The organism is Saccharopolyspora sp. NPDC002376 (genome assembly GCF_053593195.1).
The window spans coordinates 1-19,977 of sequence record NZ_JBSFBZ010000089.1 but is presented as its reverse complement, the minus strand read 5'-3'; the positions used below and the strand labels follow the sequence as shown (position 1 = coordinate 19,977).

Below are 19,977 nucleotides of genomic sequence, written 5' to 3'. Positions count from 1 at the left end.
AGCCGAGCATCCCTCGCGCCCTCGATGCCCGACCCCGCCGGTGCCCCGGCGAAGAAGATGGTGCCCTTGTTGACGCCGAACTGAACAACGTTCCTGGCCGAACCACTGGAGTGGTTGTGGATCTCGTACCCCTCTGCCACCCCGCACAGTGTGCCGCACACACCTACCCACCCGTGCAGGATCACCGGAAGCCACGATCTCAGCGAATTTCCTTGCCATCAAGATCAACAAATAGGCCCGGGAAACAGCCTGCTCAAGCAGGGGTGGCGCCAGCCCTCCGGGGCTGGCGAGAATCGCAACCCGGTCGGCCGCGTGCCGGGCAAGCCCGGCGTCGGTGACACCAGCCCGGCTAAGCTAACGAGGATCGCAACGTATCTGTGCAGGTCGCGTGGTTGTGATCTGCACAGGTGGTGCCAACACGCAAGAGCTCACGAAGATCACAACATTCCCTTGTGAGCAAATGGCCAGCACTGCCTGTCTACGGAAACGTCAAGGCCACCGAATCACGGTCCTGCCCAGTCGGCGTTTGAGGCGATCCACCTAAGCCGTGCACCGCATCTCGTCGCGCAAGCCACCTACTGCTCGCCGCGTTGGAGAACCAACTCGCACAATGGAATTGAGAGGCATAACCACACCGCGGCCCCATGGCCAACACCCAACCAAACCAGCCCGATCCCGCCGCACACCCACCGGCAACACTGATCGCCTCGCAACGCACCAGCGTGGCCCCACTCCACCTGAGTGGGGAGCAGCCGACGGGATGCCCAGGTGGGTTCTGTTCGTGTGGACCACCTCCACGTGCGTGGAGAGCACCGCTGACAGCGCTCCCGCTGCTGGCACGGAAACTCACCTGGACCGACCGGGCGTGGCTGGCGCTGCTGGCACGACTACTCCCATCCGGCCAGCTGCCGAAGATCCGATTGATCATCACCCCGAGCACGCCGCTGCACCGGCACCACGACCCGCTGCGCCGCCGCTGGGCCCACCGCTCGCGACGCGCGAATCCTGGTCGCCCGCGGGTTCACCGGACCATCAAGACCCTCATCCTCCGTCTTGCCAACGAGAACTCGCCATGGCGATATCGCCGCATCCACGGCGCACTCGCCGGCCTCTGGATCATCATTGCCGCCTCCACCGCGTGGGAGACCCTCACAACGCCGGGATCGACCCGGCACCACGACGCGACACCGGCCCGACCTGGGCATCCTTCCTACGTTCCCAAACCGCCGCGATCCTGGCCTGTGACTTCGTCGTCGTCGACCTGCTGGATGGGTCCAAGGCCTACGTCCTGACCGTGATCGAGCACGCCACCCGCCACGTCCGCGTACTGGACGTCACCTTCCACCCGACCGCCGACTGGGTCGTGCAGCAGGCCCGCAACCCGCTGATGAATTTGGAGGACGTCGGCATGCAGGCGCGGTTCCTGATCCATGACCGGGACACCTCTTTCGGCCAAACCTTCGACACCGTGTTCACTACCGCCGGCATCCAGGTAATCCGGACCGGGATCCGGACACCTCGCCACAACGCAATCACGGAGCGATGGTTCCGAAGCCTGCGTTCCGAACTTACCGACCGCACGCTAATCTGGAATCTGCCCCACCTGATACGGCTGCACCGCGAATACGAAGATTTTCATCACTCGCACCGTCCCACCGCGAACTTGGACAGGCCGCGCCTCTGAAACCACGGCCCGACAACGTTATCGACCTCGAGGCGTTCCGCGTACGGCGACGCGATCGCGCCGGAGACCTCCTCCACGAATACCAGCAGGTCGCTTAAGTTTTCGGCACCCTCAGATTGACAAATAAAGACCAGCAACGCGCAGCACGTGTCTCATCGTTTGTGAAAGCATGAGTCCTTCTCGAAGATCTGAGTCACGTTATTGACGAACCAGTCCTGCGTAGCGAGGTGCACACGCCCCGGTGCTTCTCGAGCCACGGTCAGCGCTTCGGAGGAGAGGGTGCTCATGCCGGCCAGGTCATGGAGGACCAGATGTGTGGCCGGCATGTTCGAAGAGTCGATCCGCACCTGCCGGATGCGCAGCCAGGTCGGTTCGTTGAGGAGCAGCGGACCGTGCTCGGACCGGAACCATTCTTCGAACGACTCGCCGCTGGTCAAGGGTGGGTTGAACCACAACGCCGTCAGCACCGACCCGCTCCCCACATCTTGCTGCTGGCCGCGGTAGGCGATGCTCCCCGTGGCGACCTGTACGGCCTGTGACGCAGCGGAATCGTCGGGCAGATGGACACAGGCCCAGCGTTCGTCGGCTTCTGCGGCTTGTCGATAGACCGGAACGTCGTGCGAGCTCGCTACGAGGCGGGCCGCGTTCTCGTTGTCGAAAACACTGAACTGAATACGTGTCGCCTCAGATGACATGAGTTTTCTTCCGGTGTTCGCGCCGTGACAGGCTGGGGTGGGTGAGAAATTCAATAGGCTCCAGGAGCAGGAGTGCTACAGCGCGGCTACGCCAGCGCGTGCGCAGTCCTCGTCCTGCTGAGCCGAGCCGCCACCGACGCCACACGCACCGAGAAGGATTCCGTCGACGACGACGGGAACCGCGCCCTGGCAATAGATGATGTGCCCACCTTCAGCGGAAGCGATGCCACTCATGATGGGGAAGTGGGCCAGTTCGGCCACCACGCCGCTCGGCCTGGCGAATGCGGCCGACGCGACAGCCTTTCCTTGCGAGCCGTAACCGCCGGCCCAATGGGCGCCGTCCATGCGCTGGAAGGCGACAAGACGGCCGCCGGCATCGCAGACTGAAACACTGATCCGGATGCCGAACTCTTCGGCCTTGCGCATCGCGCCGTGCAGGATCGAGTTGGCCTGTTCAAGGGTGAGAGTCATGTCGCTACCTCTCGATCGATCATGGATGGGGATTGCTTGATCGCGCCGCTGTTGGCCTGCCACGCCGGTCGGGAAGGTCGACAGCGATCATGGAATCGCTCGGAACATCGACAACTCGGCGTTGACCACGAACGGTCGAATCGTCGAGTTCCACTCGCCTTCTGCGGAAGCGGCAGCCCACTCAGGGCTCTGCGGCAGGTCCGGCGAGTCCACTCGATAGAGGGTTAGGTACTTCTGCACCCCCGCGTTGGGCCTCTCCAAGACATAGCGTTGTACGTCCAGCACACCCGGGACCTTGGAGATGGCGAGCACGTGCTCGGAATCATAGATGCGGTTGAACTCGTCTTCCATGCTCTCCGGGATATCGAGCCGGACGAGCCACAGAAAGTGGTTCATTGCGCTTGACTTCAACCACGCATCCTTTCAGCAGCCGCGTCGCCGCGGGGCACCACAGTTCTTCGATCCGGGTACGAGTGCCTCGCCTCGATGACATCGAAGTTCAACGCGACCAGTCTTCCCGCACGAGCGCACGGCGGGAAGGCGCTAAGTGCTGGCACCGTGATAGACCCTGGCTGCAGCCGACCGCGCGGGGGCGCTCTGAGCCTGACAGCGAGGGGCATCGCTCATCGGGACGCCGTCAACTATCACGCCGATAACGCGTTGGTGACTGACTTCGGTCTGCCCTTGAGGCAGGATCAATCGAGCGCAACGGTCGATGGCTTGGGCTAGCCAGTGCTGGTCAGGGTGGGCCTCGGCGGCGGTGAGGAGTTCGCGGGCGATGTGTGCCCCGCATAGCGCGTGGTCGCAGTCGGTGTAGGCGTTGTCGGAAGCCCAGCAGTCGTGTACCGCGATGCCTGTGAAGTCATCGAGCACGCCCAGGTTGCTGATCGCGGCCCGGCCACGGGAGGCGTCGAGATGGTAGGTGGTCAGCGTGTCGGTGGAGGCGACGTGCAGCCACCAGCGGGCGCCGGTGACCTTGGTGCCGGTCTCGTCCACGTGCAGGATGTGCGCCGCCGTCAACAGGCTCCGGATCAGTTTTTCTGCCTCGCCCAACGCTGCGGCGGTCTCGCACAGCACCCGGCACACCCACCCCGCCGACGGCCGCGCTCCGGACTGATCGGTGACCAGCTCGACTACGCGGGCGACCGGGATGTGCTGGAACACCAGCAGATACACCACCCACGCCCGCAGATTCGGCCCGTAGGAGGCCGGTGCTGCGGCCACGCCCTCCGGTGCGGCGGCAGTGGTGACCGTGCCACAGGTGCAGCGGCACCGATGCAGCCGATGCTCGGTGACCGTCGGCGACATCACCGGCAGGTCGATGACCGGACGACGCACCAGCTCCACCTCGGCCGCCGTGACCAGGCTGTTGCCGCAGTCACTGCAACATTACGGAACATGATCCACGACCTCGTCGGGATGATCGACCAGCCGCAACGAAAACCCTTGCGCACCAGGCTGTTCGCCTGGCTTGCGGCCAGTGGCGCGCCGCAACGACTTCGGAGGCCGGCCATGCTCGGGACCATCCGAGGAAGGGGGTTTCGACGAGTTCCGCGAGTTCAGGCCCACACGCCGCTTCAACTCGGCGTTTTCCGCCTCCAATTCCGCGTTACGAGTCTCCACCGCGGCGAGACGAAACTCTAGTTCCTCAACGCGCGCACGCAAACTCTCCAACGACACGCCCTTGGAAACCGGCACCCCAAGGTCATCCCATGCCGGTCACAACCGACCCGAACCAGCCCGAACACCTGAATAGTTACGACTCAAGTAAGGACGTGATGTAGTGTTTCTCGCCGAGAAGGTTAGGCCGACTCGAACGGCGCTTCTCATCGTAGACATGCAGAACGACTTCTGCAGCCCCGGCGGTTTCATTGACCGTTCCACGAATTTCACGCCGGACATGACAACAGCCGTTGCGCAGCACATTTCGGCTCTGCGGGACGCGGCCGAGCACCTCGGCATACTCACCGTCCATGTCGTTTCACACTTTGACGACGAATACCTCAACGAACCCATGCGAGAGCGTCTCACCCGAATTGGTGCGGAGCCCTACTGCATCTCGGGCACGTGGGGTGCAGAAATCATCGACGACCTGAAGATCCGCCCCGGGGAGCTGCAGGTCGAGAAACACACCTACGACGGGTTCTTCGGAACTCGGCTGCAGAGTGTACTCGAGGAGCATCAGATTCGAACGGTCGTGGCCACTGGACTGGCTACGGATAACTGCGTTGCAGCGACGGCCAAGGGTGCCTACTTCCGTGGCTTCTACGTCGTCATGCCGACAGATTCCTGTGCGGCTGGCAGTGAGGCGCAACACGAGGCCGGATTGCGAATCGCTGGCCACGCCTACGCAGAGCTCTGCACGAGCGACGAACTGCTGACGACCTGGGCCACGACCCACGGCGTAGCCGGCAGCCAGCGAGAGGTCATCACGTCAGAAGGGGGCGCCAACGGTGCCGGAAGCTAGCGCAGACATCCACATCGGCGGCGTCACCCACTACTTCGAACAGCCGGGCTCCAGAGGGCACACCAGGGTCCTGGCGAACGTGTCGCTCGACGTTCCTGCCGGGCAGTTTCTCGCGATGGTCGGTCCGTCCGGTTGTGGCAAGACCACCTTGCTGAACATGGTTGCCGGCCTGGTCGAGCCCACCCATGGAACCGTTCGTCGCGGTCAGGAGCCCGTCGCGGGTCCGGACCGCGAGGTGGCCTACATGCTGGCGCGGTCGGCTCTGCTCCCGTGGCGCACGGCCAAGGGGAACGTCGAGTTCGGTCTCGAGCTTCGCGGCGTGCGACGGTCGGAACGAAGTGCCACAGCCGAAAGGTTGCTGGAGAGCACCGGTCTCTCTGATTTTGCCGACAGCTATCCAGCCCAGCTGTCGCAAGGGATGCGGCAACGAGTCGCCATCGCCCGGACCTTCGCGATCGAGCCGAAGTACATCCTCATGGACGAGCCGTTCGCTGCCCTCGATGCGCAGACGAAGTTGGTTCAGCAGGAGAAGTTCGTCCACGTCTGGGAGCAGAGCGGCTCGACGGTCATCTTCGTGACGCACGATCTCGGTGAAGCCATCTTGATGGCGGACCGCGTTGTCGTCGTCTCCGGTCGGCCGGGACGGATCAAGGCCGATCTCGAGATTCCGTTCCCCCGGCCGCGAGACATGGAGAACCTGCGCTTCAGTGATCGGTACCGCGATCTGCATGAATCCATGTGGGCAGAACTACGTGACGAAGTCAGGCAGGTGTGAGCTATCCCATGAGTACAACGCATTCATCAAGCGATGTGCCCCAGATTCCTGCTGACAAGACCGGCGTCTTGTTAACGGATGCGGAGATTCCGCCGCCACCGCCGACCCCCCGCGCGCACAAGAAGATCGCAGGAAACCTCCAGATCCAGGGCCTCAGGATCGCCGCCCTGGTGGTCATCTGTAGTGCCTGGGAGATCTGCAGCAGGATGGGGTACATCGATCCCTTCATGGTCAGTTCGCCTACTGCCGTTGCGCGGTTCCTGGGTGAAGCGTTCACCTCAGGTGATCTGTGGCCGCACATTTCGGCCACCGTCACTGCGACGTTGCTGGCCTTCGCCATCGGATCTCTGGCTGGGGTGATCACCGGGCTGATCCTGTCCGTGTCGCCGCGATTGAATGCGGTGCTCGACCCGTTCCTGACGATCGCCAATGCCATGCCCCGGGTGGCTCTGGCGCCGCTGTTCCTGTTGTGGTTCGGCCTGGGGCAAACCTCGAAGGTGATGATGGGGATCAGCACCGTCTACTTCATCCTGGTGCTGAACACCTATGCGGGCGTCAAGTCGATCGACCCCGATCTACGCACGATCGGGGTGGTGATGGGTGCGAACCGGACCCAGACGTTCACCAAGCTCATCGTCCCGGCCACGATCCCGTCCGTTTTCGCAGGGCTGCGGCTCGCGGTGGTGTATGCGCTGCTCGGTGTCGTGCTCGCGGAGATGCTGGCGTCGCAGCAGGGCCTGGGGCAGTTGCTCCAGTACTACGCCGGGCTCTTTCAAGTGCGGGGAGTCTTTGGTGTCCTGATCGTGTTGTCGTTGCTCGCCGTCGCGGGCTCAGCCGTCGTCGCAGCTGTCGAAAGACGAATTCTCCGATGGCAAAGAACGTGATGTCTGGCCGATAGTGCACCACTTTCTCGGACCAAGGAAGAATTGTTGAGCAACTATGAAAGGGGATCAATGCGTCGACTAATAGCGGTAATCCTCGCAGTCGCTCTCGGAGCCCTTGGCCTGGCCGCATGCGGAAGCACGCGCAGTGACGGAGGAGGGACTTCTGCGAAGACGGAACTCAAGGTCGCGATCTTTCCGGGCGCCTTTCAAAGCCTTCCCGCCTACTTCGCCGAGAAGCTCGGGTTTTACAAGAAGCATGGAGTGAATGTCACGTTTCTCAATGTGCAGGGTGGGCCGGCGGCCGTTTCCGCCGTGCTGTCGAAGTCGGCAGATGTCATGCTGAACGGCCTGGACAACGTCATGCTTGCACGCGAGGCCGCGGACGGCCCGGATCTGATCATGGTCAGTGGCAACACTAACAAGCAGATCAACAGCCTGATCGTGCGGGACGGCTTGGCAACGCCGTCCCTGGACCTGGGTTACCCCCAGATGATGCGCGATTTCGCGGGCAAGCGGATCGGAGTGACCGCTCGCGGAAGCTCGCTCGAGAACATCGTGCGCATCATGCTAGAAGCGGGCGGCGTCGATCCCGACAAGGACGTGAACTGGGTCGCGATGGGGACTGGTCAGGCGCTGGCCGCCGGGCTCACGACCGGGCAGGTCGACGCGATGCTGGCGCCCGAGCCGCTCCTCACCCAACTAGTCGACAGCCAGAAGAAGGCCCGCCTGGTTCTGGAGACCCGGGCAGGTCAGCCGGACTCGTTGCAGTGGCCCTACAACATGTGGTGGGCGCTTGCCCCGGTGGTGACGCAGAAGCAGGCCTCGTTCACGTCCTTCCAGGCAGCCATGAAGGAGACCTTCGACTACATGGCCAAGCCCGAAAACGTCGATGCTCTCATCCCTTACGTGCAGGAGTTTCTCTCGACTGACGAGAAGACGGCGCGTGCGCTGATGAGCCCCCTGAACGTCTCCACGTTCGGATACGACGTGGACCGCGTAGGGGTCGAACGGTTGTGGGCACATATGACGTCCCTCGGATTGATCAAGGACTCTCCCGCGTTCGCCGACGTGACTGATCCAGGAGTCCGCTAGCCAGGCCGGGCTCCTCCACCGACGAGATCGCTCGTCGGCGGAGGATTCCGATGGAGATCGCTTCGCCTTCGCCGGATGACGGCGAGGTGTGAATTGATGGAGGTAGACACATGATTCGGGTTGGCGTACGCATTCCCGCCTGCCAGTCGTTGACAGCCTTCGCCGAGGCAGTCGTCGATGTCGAACAACGCGGGTTCGATGCTCTCTGGGTGCCGGACTCGCAACTGTTGTGGCGTGACACGTTCGCGGCGCTCGCGTTCGCAGCCTCCGCCACGACGACCATCCGGCTGGGGACCGGGGTTACCAACCTCCGGACCCGGCACCCCTCGCTGCTGGCTTCGTCGGCGAACACCGTCGCTGAACTTGCGCCGGGCAGGCTTCGACTGACTATCGGGACCGGCGACAGCGCCGTCAAGCTCGTCGGGGACCGACCGACGAGGCTGGCGGAGACCCGCGAGGGCGTGGCCATGGTCCGATCGCTGATGCGTGGTGACACCTGGGACTTCAAGGGCCGGTCTATGCATCTGCGTGATGCCCAGGGAGCGGTGCCCAGCTTCCTCGCCGCGAGCGGACCGAAGAACGTGGAACTCGCCGGCGAGATCGCGGACGGCGCGTTGCTCCTAGGTGGCGCTGCTCCCGAGCTGATCCAGCGGAACCTCGCCCGGCTGAACGAGGGTGCACGACGTTCAGGCCGCAGTCTGGAGAACTTCGAGAATGCCCTGGCGGTGTTCTGCCACGTCACGGACGATCCGGAACGTGACGCTCGCATGCTGAAACCGATCATCGCGACCGTGATCCAGACCGGCGGCGGTGATGCGCTGGAGAAGGTCGGCATCAGCATCGAGCCGGGACTGATCCCCCAGTCGCCCTATCCGGACTACTCCCATGCAGAGGACCTGGAGGCGGCGATCGCTCGGCTGGATCCAGTCATCCCCGACAAGGTCGCGCTGCGCTTTGCCGAACAGTTCTGCCTGTTTGGGCCGGCGTCTAGCGTCGTCGAACAGTTCCGTGAGCTCGAATGTGCAGGCGTCACGGAGGTGTACCTGCGGCACCTGGGCAGCTACGAAGTGCCGCATCAGCTCATCGAAGCCGTGTCGGATGAGGTGCTTCCTGTGCTGACCAGCAAGGCCGGATGAGTCGAGGAGAGGCGTCCGCTCCGTGACCAGCGATGCTCGGTCGGGAGCCGGTGTTCGCCGAGTCGTGTCCAGCCTGCTCGCTCTCCTCTTGCTGCAGGTCGTCCTCGGCTCGGCCGACGCTTGGAGCGTGTTCGGGCTCGCGATCGGAGGTCGAGGCACTTCGCGCGCGGGAACCATGGCCACGGTCTTGCCGTTCTCGATCCTGATCGGCCTGATCTACGTGGGCTGTGTGCTCGAGCGCCGACGGAACGGGCGGTCATTTCCACGGCACGGGAATCCCGAACAAGACCGAGTTCCCCGAGGCCTGGGACGACACCAAGATCCTCGACGCCGTCGAGGAGGTAGCCAAGAACCCGGACAGCCCGCCGATCCTGTCCGATAGCGGGAACTACAGAGTTAGTGGAACCGTGGACGATGTCGAGGTCGGGGGTATGTAACCCCGGAAGGACAAGTCGAGACTGGCTTTCCCGTGCGTGGCGAGGGCGTCGTTCGCAACGATGAGTTCGGCAACCCCCACCCAGTACCCTGAAGCGAGTGAGCGGAGACAGAACAACGATGGACACCAAGCCGAACGAGGCGGTTGATCAGCCGCGGAACCGCAGTGACACCCGCCGAGAAGGCAGCACTGACCCAGCTGCTGAATGCCGCTCCCGTCGGCGACTTCGACTACATCAGCAACCGTGATCAGACCCTGGCCGCGATCCAGGTCGCAGAGCAGCCACAGGCCACCACCTACGGCGACCTGCGCGCACTCAGCACGGATACACATGCCCTCTTGAAACGCCTGGCCGACCGCCTCCCGTCGGACCGGCTGGAGGAATACCGCGCACTGAGTCGAGTCGGCGAATGGGCCATGCTGGCCAACGAGTTGTCGGCGAGCCTGGTGCCCGACAGATCCCACTGCAACGTCCCGAACGGGATGCACTCGCCGCTCTGCTGAACTGGTTCCGCCCCGCATCGGTTGCCGATCTCGCATACATCCGCGATCGCGAGAACACTCTTGACCATTCCACTTCCAAGGGAGCTACCCCTCCCCATTCGGCAAGCTCAATCCTCGTCGAAGTTCTACCGTCGGCGCCGTCCGACGAGAATCCGATGCACGACGTGCATCGTGGACTGCCAGCCCGACCTGACCATCAGGGCCAACCCGGACGACCTGCGCAGGGCGGTGAGCAACCTGCTCGACAACGCCGTCCAGCACGGATCCGACCCCATCACCGTGCGAGCCCAAGATCGCCACGAAGACGGCAACGTCGTGATCGAAGTGAGAGACCACGGACCCGGCCTGGACCCCGAACTGCTCCCGCAGATCTTCGACCGCTTCACCCGCGCCGACACCGCCCGCACCAGCGAAGGCACCGGCTTGGGACTTGCCATCACCGCGACGCTCGTCCACCGAAACGGCGGATCCGTCGCAGCCGCCAACGCCGGCGACGGCGGCGCCGTCTTCACCCTCGCGTTCAAACCTGGTGCCGCTAACAACGACGGGTAACCCGAGGTTGACATCACGTTCTGCACCCCGCGCCTACCACCACATGGTTTCGGGACAGGTAATCGTGTCCCGAAGCTGAGCTCTCGCTACATGTGCTGTGGCGACCGTTCGGGGACACGTCGGGACACCCGCCAGCACCTGTCCCGAACTTTCCACTGTCGCCATTTTCCCAGGTCAAAATGAAACGGGTGTGGCTCTTCCTGAGGGAGTTTTGATCAGGGGTTTTGCTGGGTAGTGATCATGAAAAGGGCTCCTTCTCGCTACGTTGTGGGTGTCTAACGTCCATCAACGAAAAGAAGAGCCCGGTGTCAGGGTAGGCGAACCACGAAGCCACGGATGCGTTCGAGTCCTCACGGGCGGTGTTCGAATCGATCATCGGCGAGTCCGCTGCTGCCGGCTGTGGCGAGATCACGCATGGCGCGTTGGAGGAGTTACTGGTCGAGCGGTCGCGGGAGCTGATGCGGCGGTTGTTGCAGGATCATCTGGATCTCCGGTCGGTGCGGGAACGCCCGATTCCCGGTGGTGTGACCGGCGCCGAGGGCATCGGGCGCACCCGCCTGGAGCGGGGTCACCAGCGCAACCTGGGCACGGTCTTCGGTGAGGTCAATGTGACCCGGCTCGCCTACCGATCGCCCAGGGCCACCAACGTCTATCCCGCTGACGGGATGTTGAACCTGCCAGCGGAGAAGCATTCTCACGGGCTGCGGCGGCTGGCCGCCGTCGAGGCCGCACGCGGCTCGTTCGCCGACGCTCAAGCCGCGATCACCCGGGTAACGGGGCAGGAACTGGGCAAACGCCAGGTCGAAAAGCTGGCCGCAGCCGCCGCGGTGGACTTCGATGCTTTCTATCAGGTTCGACGCCCCGCAGAGGGCACGGCTGGCGATGTGCTGGTGCTGTCGGCTGCTGGCAGGGCATTGTGATGCGCCCGGAAGGACTACGCGAGGCCACCCGTAAGAAAGCCACTGGTGTGGGCACGAAACTGGGCAATCGTCTGTCCAAAGGAGAGAAACGCAACCGTAAACGCCTGGCAGAAGTCGGTGCCGTCTACGACATCACCCCTGTCATGCGAACCCCTGCCGACGTGAGATTCCGGACCTGCTGTACGGCCCACTGCCGGGTCGGATGGGCGGTGACGCCGGTGATGTGCAGCCGCCGCGTGCCGTGCTCGAGGAACGCCAGTGCGTACAGCCTCCTGCCCAGCACGGTGTCGACGTGCAGGAAGTCGGCCGCGATGATGCCCTCGGCCTGCGCGGTGAGGAACTCGCGCCAGGTTGGGCCGGAGCGACGCGGGGCCGGGTCGATGCCCGCCGCGTTGAGGATTTCCCATACCGTGGATGCGGCGATCGGGTGTCCAAGACGGGCCAGCTCCCCCTGGATCCGCCTGTGCCCCCACCTCGCGTTCTCTCGAGCGAGCTGCAGGATCAGCTTCTTGAGCGCCGCCCTGGTCGGCGGGCGTCCGGTGCGGTCGCGGCGCTCGGTGTAGTCCCACTTCGCGGCGATGAATCTGCGGTGCCAGGCGAGCAGGGTTCCCGGGGTGACGGGGAAGACCTCTCGCCAGCGCCGCCGGGGTATCAGTGCGGACAGGGCGGCGAACCAGAACCGGTCCGCCGGTTCGTAGCGGACCGGCCCCTTGAGTTGGCGGCGTAGCACCGCGTTCTCGTGCCGCAGTACGAGTAACTCGGCGTCCCTGGCAGTGTCGCGGCGCAGCAGCACCGCCGTGGCGGACAGCAGCTTCCGGGTCACCTGGTACCGCAGCGACACGATCATCCGGACATGGTGCAGCCGAGGACGCATTATCGCTGTCAGCTGCGGCTATGACTTTCCGAGCGGCACAAGGTGCAGACGTGCCGACGTGAGCTCCTCGACCGCACCCTGATCTGGAACCAGCGGCACCTGCTCCATGCCTTGCGCGAGCTCGAACAGTTCTACAACTCTCACCGCCCTCACCAAGGCATCGAGAACACTCACCCGCTACGTCCCTTGCCTGCGCCAGCCGCCAAACCGGAGCAGCTCGATCCTGTCAACATCCGTCGACGCGACCGGCTGGGTGGCATCTCTCACGAGTACCACCACGCAGCATGACCTGCAAGGATAAGGTTTTCGGCAAGCGCAGCGCGGAAGGACCTCTGATCCTTTGGATCAGAGGTCCTTCCGGTCCTCAGGCTGGACCGTCGATGGTCAGCGCGCACGTGACCGGCTGGCCGGGTTTTCCGGTCGCGGTCGCCCGTTCCTCGCCTTCGACCAGCACCTTGCAGGTGAGTGCCGAAGTGGGAGAGTCCGGCGTGATGACGAACTTCGCCGGGCCGCCCATCGGAGCCCACTTCTCGTGGTGCGGGACCGTGAGCTGCTCCGGCTCTTGGTTCAGCGAGTCCGAAGTGGACTTCTGCACGGTGCCGGTTGCCCCGGCGGGCCCCGAAACTTCCAGCGTCACTTCGTAAGCGGTCTCTTCCGGCGGGTGGCTGCACGCGGTGAGGCCGACGAGGGCGAGTGCAGGCACGGCCAACACGAGTGCACGCTTCATGGGTTGAGCTCCTTCGGGGAACGGCGTTCGATCTTCCGAGAAAGACGGTAGTGATCGCCCGCCCGGCAGCAGATCTACCGGAAGGCCGGTTCACCCGGGAATCCCTACGACTTTCGGCCGACCTCCTTCGACTGCCACGCCCACGCGGCGATCTCCACGCGGTTCCGGGCGTCCAGCTTGGACTGGATGTTCGACAGGTGGGTCTTGACGGTGCCGACCGAGAGGAACAGCTGCTCGGCGATCTCGGCGTTGGTAGCGCCGGTGGCGACCAGCCGGGTGACATCCAGCTCCCGCGCGGACAGCGGGTTGGGCGGGGGCCTGTGAGACTCGCCGGAGGAGTAATTGCGCAGCAGTTTCACCGTGATCGCAGGGCTGACCAGTGCCTCACCGGAGGCCGCTGCGCGCACTCCCTCAAGCAGCAGCGCGGCGCTCGCGGTCTTGAGCACGAAGCCGCTGGCACCGCCGTTGAGCGCCCGGTGCACGTACTCGTCTTCCTCGAAGGTGGTGACGATCACGACCTTGGGCGCGTTGACCGAGCCTGTGGCGTTGATCCGCTGCAGCGCGTCCAAGCCGTTCAGCCGGGGCATCCGGATGTCCATCAGCACCACGTCCGGCCGGTGCAGCTCGATCAGCTCCAGCGCTTCGACGCCGTCGGTCGCCTTGCCGACGACCTCCATGTCGTCCTCGGCCGAGAGAATCATCTCGAAACCCGTGCGGATCATCGCCTGGTCGTCGGCGATGAGCACCCTGATGGTCACGTATTACCTCCGTTCGACGGCAGCGGCAAGCGAGCCTGGATGACCCAACCGCCTGCCGGATCGGGGCCGTGTTCGAACTCGCCGCCGACCTCGGCGATGCGGTCGCGCAGGCCCCGCAGCCCGTAGCCCTTGTCGGAGATCTTGCCAACCGTTCCGTCGTCACCGACGCGCACCACCACCTTGGAGTCCGAACGCTCCACGTCGATGCGCACGGTCGTCACGTCGCGGCCGTGCTTGCGGACATTGGTGAGCCCTTCCAGAGCGACCCGGTGCGCGGTGGAGCTGGTCTCGGGCGGGATCCTGTCGGTCGAGCCGCGCAGCTGAAGCCGCGCGTCGGGCCCAGGACCGCGATTGAACCGCTCGACCAACGTGGCGATCTCGTCGAGGGTGGCCAGCGGCGCGGTGGTCGCGGTGTCCTCGGCTCGCAGCAGGCCGACCATGCGATGCAGCGACTCCATCGCCTCGGTGCCGGCCTCGGCGATGCTGTCCAAAGTGGCCAATGCCTGCTGCGGTGACCGCTCGGCGATCGCCTGCGCGCCACGCGCCTGCACCACCATGCCCGTCACGTAATGACCGACGAAATCGTGCAAGTCGCGAGCGAAATCGGTGCGCTGGACGAGCCGTTCGTGCTCGATCTCGCGCAGCCTCGCTTGGCGGGCCAGCCGTGCGGCCAGCCCGATCGTGCAGGACAGGACCACGGAGCACAGCAGCAGGAACGCGATCACCAACTCGGTCAACCGGCCGCGGCCGATCGCGGGCTGCGCCACGACCGTCACGGTCACGATCAACGTGGTGGTGACCACCCAGCGCTTCTCCGCCCGCCACACCACGAGCCCGAGCAGGACCAGCAGCACAGCGGTCGGGGTGAGCAGCGCGCAAGCGACGTCCGGGCGATCGTCCCAGTTCACCGGGTAGTACACCGCCGCGGCGAGCACGGCGGTGGCCAGGGTTGCCGTGGCCAGCTCGCGAGGGCCGAGCCGGGGTGCGATCAGCAGGACCACTGCCCCGACCGCTCCTGCCGACATCAGCACCGGGACCGGCCAGCTGGTTTCGTCGAATCCCTCGTAGATCACGTAGTCCAGCAGCATCAGCACGGGCGTCGCCAGGAGGATTCCGAGCAGCCAGAGCGTCGACTGCCAAGCAGCCTTGCCGGGGAAGAACATGATCCGAACTCTAGACAACCGGTTCACGTCGTCGGGTCGGCCGAAAGGTATAGCTTTTCGCAGGCGAATCGGTCAGCGGAGGGAGGCGGAGGGCACCCGCGACCGGACAGTGTTCGGGGCATGAGCCACCACAGCCACCTGGCGAGCGCCGATGCGGCCTGCCCGCGTCCCCGCCTGTCTTTCGCCGTTGAAGCGGTCGACCTCGTCAAGACCTACGGCAGCGGGCCTGCGGAGGTGCGCGCGCTGGACAGCCTGTCCGTCCGGTTCCCCACCGGGAGCTTCACCGCGGTGATGGGGCCGTCGGGCTCCGGCAAGTCGACGTTGTTGCAGTGCCTGGCAGGTCTGGACACCCCGACCAGTGGTAATGCGCTGATCGGTGGGGTCGACCTCACGACGTTGCGCGACGACGAACTCACCCGGGTGCGACGGGAACGGATCGGCTTCGTCTTCCAGCAGTACAACCTGCTGCCCGAGCTCACCGCGGAGGAGAACATGGTGCTGCCGATGCAACTCGCCGGGCGCAGGCCGGAACGCGGTGCGGTCGACGAACTCGCCGAGCGGCTGGGTGTGTCGGGACGCTTGAAGCACCGTCCTGCGGAAATGTCCGGCGGGCAGCAGCAACGGGTGGCGCTGGGCCGTGCGCTGCTCACCCGACCCGAGGTCATCTTCGCCGACGAACCCACCGGCAACCTGGACACGCGGTCCAGCGGGGAGATCCTCGATCTGCTGCGGCTGGCGGTGCGCGAACACGGGCAGACCGTCGTGATGGTGACCCACGACCCGGTGGCGGCCTCGCGCGCCGACGGTGTCGTGCTGGTCGCGGACGGGCGGTTCGTCGACGCGCTCGCCAAGCCCGATGCCGCGCGTGTTGCGGAATCCATGCGGCTGCTGGGGGAAGACCGATGAGCGCCGTCGTCCCGCACCTGCGCGCCGTCCGGCGAGCGCCGGTGCGCCTGCTGCTGTGCGGCGTGACGATCGCCGTGGCGACCTTCTTCATCACCGGCACGCTGCTCGGCCGGGACATGGCGCTGCGCACGATCACCAGCGAACTGACCTCGATCCCGGAGGCGGCGTCCGCGGTCGTGCGATCCCCGTCCGGGTTCGGGCCTGCCGAGCTGGACCGGATCGCGGCTCTTCCCGGCGTGACCGAGGCGAGCGGCCGGGTGAGCGGATCGGGGCTGGTGGGAGCCGTGGAGGTCGACCTCACGGCTGACCCGGGTTCAGGACCGCTGAGCCGGGTTGAGGTGGATGCGGGCACGTATCCGCGTTCACCGGGGCAAGTGGCGGCGTCCGCCCGCGCCGCCGAGCGGCTCGGTCTGGGGCTCGGCGACGAGATCCGGTTCGCTGGCACCGATGGGAGAACACCACGCGTGCTCACCGTGACCGCGCTGGTGGACTCCCCGTCCGCCGACGGGCTCGCGCTCTACGCCTCGGACCGGGAGGTGCTCGCGCTCACCGGCGCGGAACTAGCGCGTGTGGACGTCACCGGCGACCTGCCCACGATCCTGGACAGTGCCCGACCGACGGCGATGACCGTGTTGGCTGCGGCGGACGCGCGGCGTGCCGAGTTGCGCGAAAGCCAGCAAGTGGTGGACCAGGTTTCGGCCGTGCTCGGTGCGTTCGTGGTGCTGGCATCGCTCGCCTCGGCGATGGTCGCGGTTTCGGCCTTCCGGATCGTGTTCGCGCAACGCATCCGGCACCTCGCCATGCTGCGCGCGCTGGGCGCCACCAGAGGAGGCCTGCGCCGGGCACTGATCGCGGAGGGCGCGATCACCGGCTTGATCGCGACAAGCGCCGGAACCTTGCTGGCCATGGGAATCAGCGGGCTCGTGCCGCTGGTCGCGCCGGTGGCGGCGGTGACCCCGTCGCCGCTGGTGCTGGGTTCGGTGGTGGTCGGCGTCGTGCTCGCCGTGGTCCTCGCCGTGCTGGCCCCGGCCCAGGACGCGTCGCGGGTGTCTCCGCTGGAAGCGCTGCGGTCGACGACGCAGCCGAGCGAGCGCCGCTCCAGGACTGTGACCCGGACCGCGCTCGGAGTCGCGCTGCTGACTGTGGCGGTGCTGATGATGGCCTTCGCCGTTTCGCAGGGCCTGCTTTCGCGCTACCGCCCAGCCGGGAACACCGAAGATCTCATGGTGTTCGGGGTGGTGGCCGTCGCGGCGAGCTTCGGCGCGTACATGGCGTTCGCGCCGAGGCTGGTGCGACCGGTGCTGGCCGGCGTGCACCGCGTGGTGCGACGAGGCGGCGCGGTCGTGACGTTGGCGGTGCGCAGCGCGGGCGGGATGCCGCGCCGGGCTGCGTCGGTGTCGTCGGTGGTGGCCCTGGCCGCGACGCTGCTGCTCGCCGCGCTCACCGCCGGAGGTACCCTGCGTGACTACAGCGAAGCGAGCACGGCGGCGCAGTACCCGGCCGGCATCGAGGTCCGCGCACCCGAAGGCGAAGTGGTGCCAGCCGGGCTGCCCGCGGCGTTGGCGGCCGATCCGGCGTTGAGCACGGTCATCCCGTTCCGCTCTCCACGGCTGCAAATGGGGTTGCCGGACGGGCCGTTGAACTTGGAGGTGTCGGACCTGCCGATCACCCGGCTGCCGAACTCGGCCGGGACGACCGAAAGCGATGGCTCCCTGCGCGACCTGGGCCCCGGCACGATCGCGGTGGCCGACAGCTTCGCCAGCAAACACCATGTCGCCGTTGGCGATTCGGTTCTGCTCGGCGATCGTCGGGTGCGGGTCGCGGCGGTGGTCGTCGGGGAGGGCCTCGCCGGCTCGCAGGTCCTCGTCCACGCGTCCGACCTGGATGCGCTCGGGCTCGCCCCGGCACCGACGGCGATCGTGGTCGACGCCGCCCGCGCGGGTACCGACGGCCTGGCGGCGGCGCAGTCCGCGGTCGCCGCTCACGCGGCAACCGACCCGGACCTGGAGATCAGCGTGCTCGCCGACCTCCGCGCCAAGCGCTCCGACCTGGTCGGGCAGATCACAGGCAGCGCGCTGGCGCTGATCGCGCTCACCGTGCTGGTCGCCATCGTCGGTGTCGGCACCACCGCGAGCCTGTCGGTGGTCGAACGCAGGCGGGAAAGCGGAACGCTTCGTGCGGTGGGCCTTTCCCGCAGCGGCCTGCGCCGCGTCCGGGTCGGTGAGTCCGCGCTGTACGGCCTGCTCGGTGTCATCTTCGGAGCGCCGCACGGGGTCATGCTGGGTGCACTCCTAATCACCGCGGTGGTGCCGGAAGCGGCGCTGGCGATACCGGCCCCAGCACTGCTAGCGGCCTGCGCCGGACTCGTCGCGGTAGCCGGAGCGGCGGGCTTCCTACCGTCCTGGCGCGCCAGCAGAACGCCCCCGGCGGTGGTGACCCGCCAGGACTGACGTGCTGCGCAGAACGGCCGATGCCTGGTGCACGGGCCTCCTCGCCCGTGCACCAGGGGTTGAGCTTCGCGTTGAGCTGGACCATCAACGGTGGGTAGGTGGCCGTGACCTGATCGCGAGCTAGCAGGGCGTCGGCCTGGGAGCGCAGGAAGTCGGCCCAGGTGCTGGAGTTTCGTTCGGGTGCCGGGTCGATGCCAGCCTCCTGCAAGATCTCCCACACGGTGGACGCGGCCACTTTCGCTCCCAGGGTGAGCAGTTCACCGTGGACCCGGCGGTATCCCCAGCAGGGGTTCTCCTTCGCCAGGCGCAACACCAAGACTCCTTCCGGTCAGTCCGCTGCCGGTTACCAGAGCAGCTGACAGAACAGCCGTCGGCGCCTGCCCAAGTCACCATGAGTCGGCCCTGAATCTGGGTGACTCGGGCGGGTGGACCACAACTCCCTCAGACGATCCCGGTAAGCGCAAGCCGTGTGGTTAGCGCGCAACTCGCTCGGACACTCTTTTACCCCACGAGCTAGTACCCGGCGCTGATCGCCAGCGTTATCCAGCGGCGGTTCACCTGAAACCCCCTGCCCGGGCGGTGCCTCGAGTGCACATCTCACGTGCCAGACCAGGTCGAGTCCAAACGCCTCGGCGGGTAGCAACCAGCGATATGTGTCGTGTTCCTCGAGGCTGAGTACCACTGGTGCTGAAGGTGCCAACTCAGCGCTGAGGAAAGTCACCGTGTGGAAGCAGATCGGCCGACCGCCAGTGTCGGCATTGGTGAAGTGGGCGATCTCGTCGATGATCCGCACATCCAACGCTGTCTCCTCAGCAGCCTCACGCCGCGCCGCCTGCCCACCACACGCCGCGGTCTGCCGGACTCCCGACTCGACGAAATCAACCACACCGCCACCACCACCACCGGCAACGATCCCGTCCTCGACAGCCTCATCACCCGGCTCCACACCGAAACAGCCTGCCGCCGAGGCGGAGCACTAGCACTCACACCCCGAGACCTCGACCCCGACAACTGCCTGATCATGCTCCACGAAAAATGGGGTGTACTAAGGATCTTGGACAGGGCCTCTCGTTTGAGAGGATGTGTGCATGCCTGAGCAGCGTCGGAGGTTCAGTGCCCAGTTCAAGGCTGAGGCCGTGCAGATGGTGATCGAGACCGAGAAACCGGTCGCTGAGGTGGCCAGGGATTTGGGGATCAACGCGGGCACGCTGGCGAACTGGGTCAACGCGTGGCGGCGGGAGAACCCCGAGCCTGAGCAGCCGGTGAGTCCTTCGGAGCGTGCCCGGGTGGCGGAGATGGAAGAGGAGATCCGCCGGTTGCGGATGGAAAACGAGTTCCTGAAAAAAGCCGCGGCCTTCTTCGCTCGGACGTCGCAGTAGCCGAGCGCTGTGCAGTGATCGATGCGGAGAAGGCCCATTATCCGATCGCCTGGATGTGCCGCATGCTTGGTGTTCCACGTTCGTCGTTTTATGCGTGGCGGCAC

The 19,977-nt window shown here is 65.6% G+C and carries 24 protein-coding genes; 14 read left to right on the top strand and 10 right to left on the bottom strand.

Features of this window, described 5'->3' with window-relative positions; translation table 11 throughout:
- Positions 1–1,138: 1,138 nt before the first annotated feature.
- Entirely contained in the window at positions 1,139–1,684 is a 546-nt protein-coding gene (locus ACWCO2_RS34790; protein WP_450132054.1) for an integrase core domain-containing protein, read from the top strand.
- A gap of 152 nt (positions 1,685–1,836) precedes the next feature.
- On the opposite strand, the gene ACWCO2_RS34785 is transcribed toward ACWCO2_RS34790, so the two are convergent.
- The 5 genes from ACWCO2_RS34785 to ACWCO2_RS34765 all read right to left on the bottom strand — a co-directional run bounded on the left by ACWCO2_RS34785 (position 1,837) and on the right by ACWCO2_RS34765 (position 4,530).
- Entirely contained in the window at positions 1,837–2,379 is a 543-nt protein-coding gene (locus ACWCO2_RS34785) for a hypothetical protein (protein ID WP_450132053.1), read from the bottom strand.
- A gap of 75 nt (positions 2,380–2,454) precedes the next feature.
- Positions 2,455–2,850, bottom strand: a complete 396-nt coding sequence (locus tag ACWCO2_RS34780; protein ID WP_450132052.1) for a GlcG/HbpS family heme-binding protein — start codon at positions 2,848–2,850, stop codon at positions 2,455–2,457.
- Between the two features lie 87 nt (positions 2,851–2,937).
- Positions 2,938–3,201, bottom strand: coding sequence for a hypothetical protein (locus tag ACWCO2_RS34775; protein ID WP_450132051.1), 264 nt, complete (start codon positions 3,199–3,201; stop codon positions 2,938–2,940).
- Between the two features lie 192 nt (positions 3,202–3,393).
- Entirely contained in the window at positions 3,394–4,197 is an 804-nt protein-coding gene (locus tag ACWCO2_RS34770; protein WP_450132050.1) for an IS66 family transposase, read from the bottom strand.
- 42 nt (positions 4,198–4,239) lie between these two features.
- The gene (locus ACWCO2_RS34765; RefSeq protein WP_450132056.1) at positions 4,240–4,530 is read right to left on the bottom strand and encodes a DUF6444 domain-containing protein; all 291 of its coding nucleotides are present in this window, start codon (positions 4,528–4,530) and stop codon (positions 4,240–4,242) included.
- Between the two features lie 103 nt (positions 4,531–4,633).
- Between ACWCO2_RS34765 and ACWCO2_RS34760 the strand changes: the two genes are divergently transcribed.
- The 9 genes from ACWCO2_RS34760 (at position 4,634) to ACWCO2_RS34720 (ending at position 11,616) form a co-directional block, all read left to right on the top strand.
- Positions 4,634–5,317, top strand: a complete 684-nt coding sequence (locus ACWCO2_RS34760; RefSeq protein WP_450132049.1) for a cysteine hydrolase family protein — start codon at positions 4,634–4,636, stop codon at positions 5,315–5,317.
- Positions 5,304–6,092, top strand: coding sequence for an ABC transporter ATP-binding protein (locus ACWCO2_RS34755; RefSeq protein ID WP_450132048.1), 789 nt, complete (start codon positions 5,304–5,306; stop codon positions 6,090–6,092). The genes ACWCO2_RS34760 and ACWCO2_RS34755 overlap by 14 nt, the downstream gene beginning before the upstream one ends.
- Before the next feature lie 8 nt (positions 6,093–6,100).
- On the top strand, positions 6,101–6,976 hold the full coding sequence (locus ACWCO2_RS34750; protein ID WP_450132047.1) for an ABC transporter permease: 876 nt from the start codon (positions 6,101–6,103) through the stop codon (positions 6,974–6,976).
- A 45-nt stretch (positions 6,977–7,021) separates the two neighbouring features.
- Positions 7,022–8,068, top strand: a complete 1,047-nt coding sequence (locus tag ACWCO2_RS34745; protein WP_450132046.1) for an ABC transporter substrate-binding protein — start codon at positions 7,022–7,024, stop codon at positions 8,066–8,068.
- A 110-nt stretch (positions 8,069–8,178) separates the two neighbouring features.
- Positions 8,179–9,204: an LLM class flavin-dependent oxidoreductase gene (locus ACWCO2_RS34740; protein WP_450132045.1), complete on the top strand. Its 1,026-nt coding sequence runs from the start codon at positions 8,179–8,181 to the stop codon at positions 9,202–9,204.
- 227 nt (positions 9,205–9,431) lie between these two features.
- On the top strand, positions 9,432–9,641 hold the full coding sequence (locus ACWCO2_RS34735) for an EndoU domain-containing protein (protein ID WP_450132044.1): 210 nt from the start codon (positions 9,432–9,434) through the stop codon (positions 9,639–9,641).
- Between the two features lie 164 nt (positions 9,642–9,805).
- Positions 9,806–10,144 (top strand): hypothetical protein, encoded by a 339-nt coding sequence (locus ACWCO2_RS34730; RefSeq protein ID WP_450132043.1) that lies wholly within the window; start codon positions 9,806–9,808, stop codon positions 10,142–10,144.
- A 171-nt stretch (positions 10,145–10,315) separates the two neighbouring features.
- On the top strand, positions 10,316–10,696 hold the full coding sequence (locus ACWCO2_RS34725; RefSeq protein ID WP_450132042.1) for a sensor histidine kinase: 381 nt from the start codon (positions 10,316–10,318) through the stop codon (positions 10,694–10,696).
- A gap of 359 nt (positions 10,697–11,055) precedes the next feature.
- Positions 11,056–11,616: a hypothetical protein gene (locus tag ACWCO2_RS34720; RefSeq protein ID WP_450132041.1), complete on the top strand. Its 561-nt coding sequence runs from the start codon at positions 11,056–11,058 to the stop codon at positions 11,614–11,616.
- A gap of 124 nt (positions 11,617–11,740) precedes the next feature.
- On the opposite strand, the gene ACWCO2_RS34715 is transcribed toward ACWCO2_RS34720, so the two are convergent.
- From ACWCO2_RS34715 to ACWCO2_RS34700, 4 genes are all read right to left on the bottom strand, one after another.
- Entirely contained in the window at positions 11,741–12,463 is a 723-nt protein-coding gene (locus tag ACWCO2_RS34715) for a hypothetical protein (RefSeq protein ID WP_450132040.1), read from the bottom strand.
- Positions 12,464–12,854: 391 nt separating this feature from the next.
- On the bottom strand, positions 12,855–13,217 hold the full coding sequence (locus ACWCO2_RS34710) for a hypothetical protein (RefSeq protein WP_450132039.1): 363 nt from the start codon (positions 13,215–13,217) through the stop codon (positions 12,855–12,857).
- A 104-nt stretch (positions 13,218–13,321) separates the two neighbouring features.
- Complete coding sequence (locus ACWCO2_RS34705) at positions 13,322–13,975, bottom strand: response regulator transcription factor (protein ID WP_450132038.1); 654 nt, start codon at positions 13,973–13,975, stop codon at positions 13,322–13,324.
- Positions 13,972–15,138: a sensor histidine kinase gene (locus ACWCO2_RS34700; RefSeq protein ID WP_450132037.1), complete on the bottom strand. Its 1,167-nt coding sequence runs from the start codon at positions 15,136–15,138 to the stop codon at positions 13,972–13,974. Before ACWCO2_RS34700 ends, ACWCO2_RS34705 begins: the two co-directional genes overlap by 4 nt.
- A gap of 120 nt (positions 15,139–15,258) precedes the next feature.
- Between ACWCO2_RS34700 and ACWCO2_RS34695 the strand changes: the two genes are divergently transcribed.
- Both ACWCO2_RS34695 and ACWCO2_RS34690 read left to right on the top strand, forming a co-directional pair.
- Positions 15,259–16,044 carry an ABC transporter ATP-binding protein gene (locus ACWCO2_RS34695; RefSeq protein WP_450132036.1) on the top strand — a complete coding sequence of 262 codons (786 nt, stop codon included), beginning with the start codon at positions 15,259–15,261 and terminating at the stop codon, positions 16,042–16,044.
- Positions 16,041–18,494: an FtsX-like permease family protein gene (locus tag ACWCO2_RS34690; RefSeq protein ID WP_450132035.1), complete on the top strand. Its 2,454-nt coding sequence runs from the start codon at positions 16,041–16,043 to the stop codon at positions 18,492–18,494. The genes ACWCO2_RS34695 and ACWCO2_RS34690 overlap by 4 nt, the downstream gene beginning before the upstream one ends.
- Positions 18,495–18,837: 343 nt before the next feature.
- Here ACWCO2_RS34690 and ACWCO2_RS34685 read toward each other — a convergent pair whose 3' ends face one another.
- Entirely contained in the window at positions 18,838–19,287 is a 450-nt protein-coding gene (locus ACWCO2_RS34685; protein ID WP_450132055.1) for a hypothetical protein, read from the bottom strand.
- Between ACWCO2_RS34685 and ACWCO2_RS34680 the strand changes: the two genes are divergently transcribed.
- On the top strand, positions 19,219–19,590 hold the full coding sequence (locus ACWCO2_RS34680; protein ID WP_450132057.1) for a hypothetical protein: 372 nt from the start codon (positions 19,219–19,221) through the stop codon (positions 19,588–19,590). The two genes, ACWCO2_RS34685 and ACWCO2_RS34680, sit on opposite strands and share 69 nt — an antisense overlap.
- Entirely contained in the window at positions 19,583–19,873 is a 291-nt protein-coding gene (locus ACWCO2_RS34675) for a transposase (protein ID WP_450132034.1), read from the top strand. Before ACWCO2_RS34680 ends, ACWCO2_RS34675 begins: the two co-directional genes overlap by 8 nt.
- The last annotated feature ends 104 nt before the right edge of the window (positions 19,874–19,977 follow it).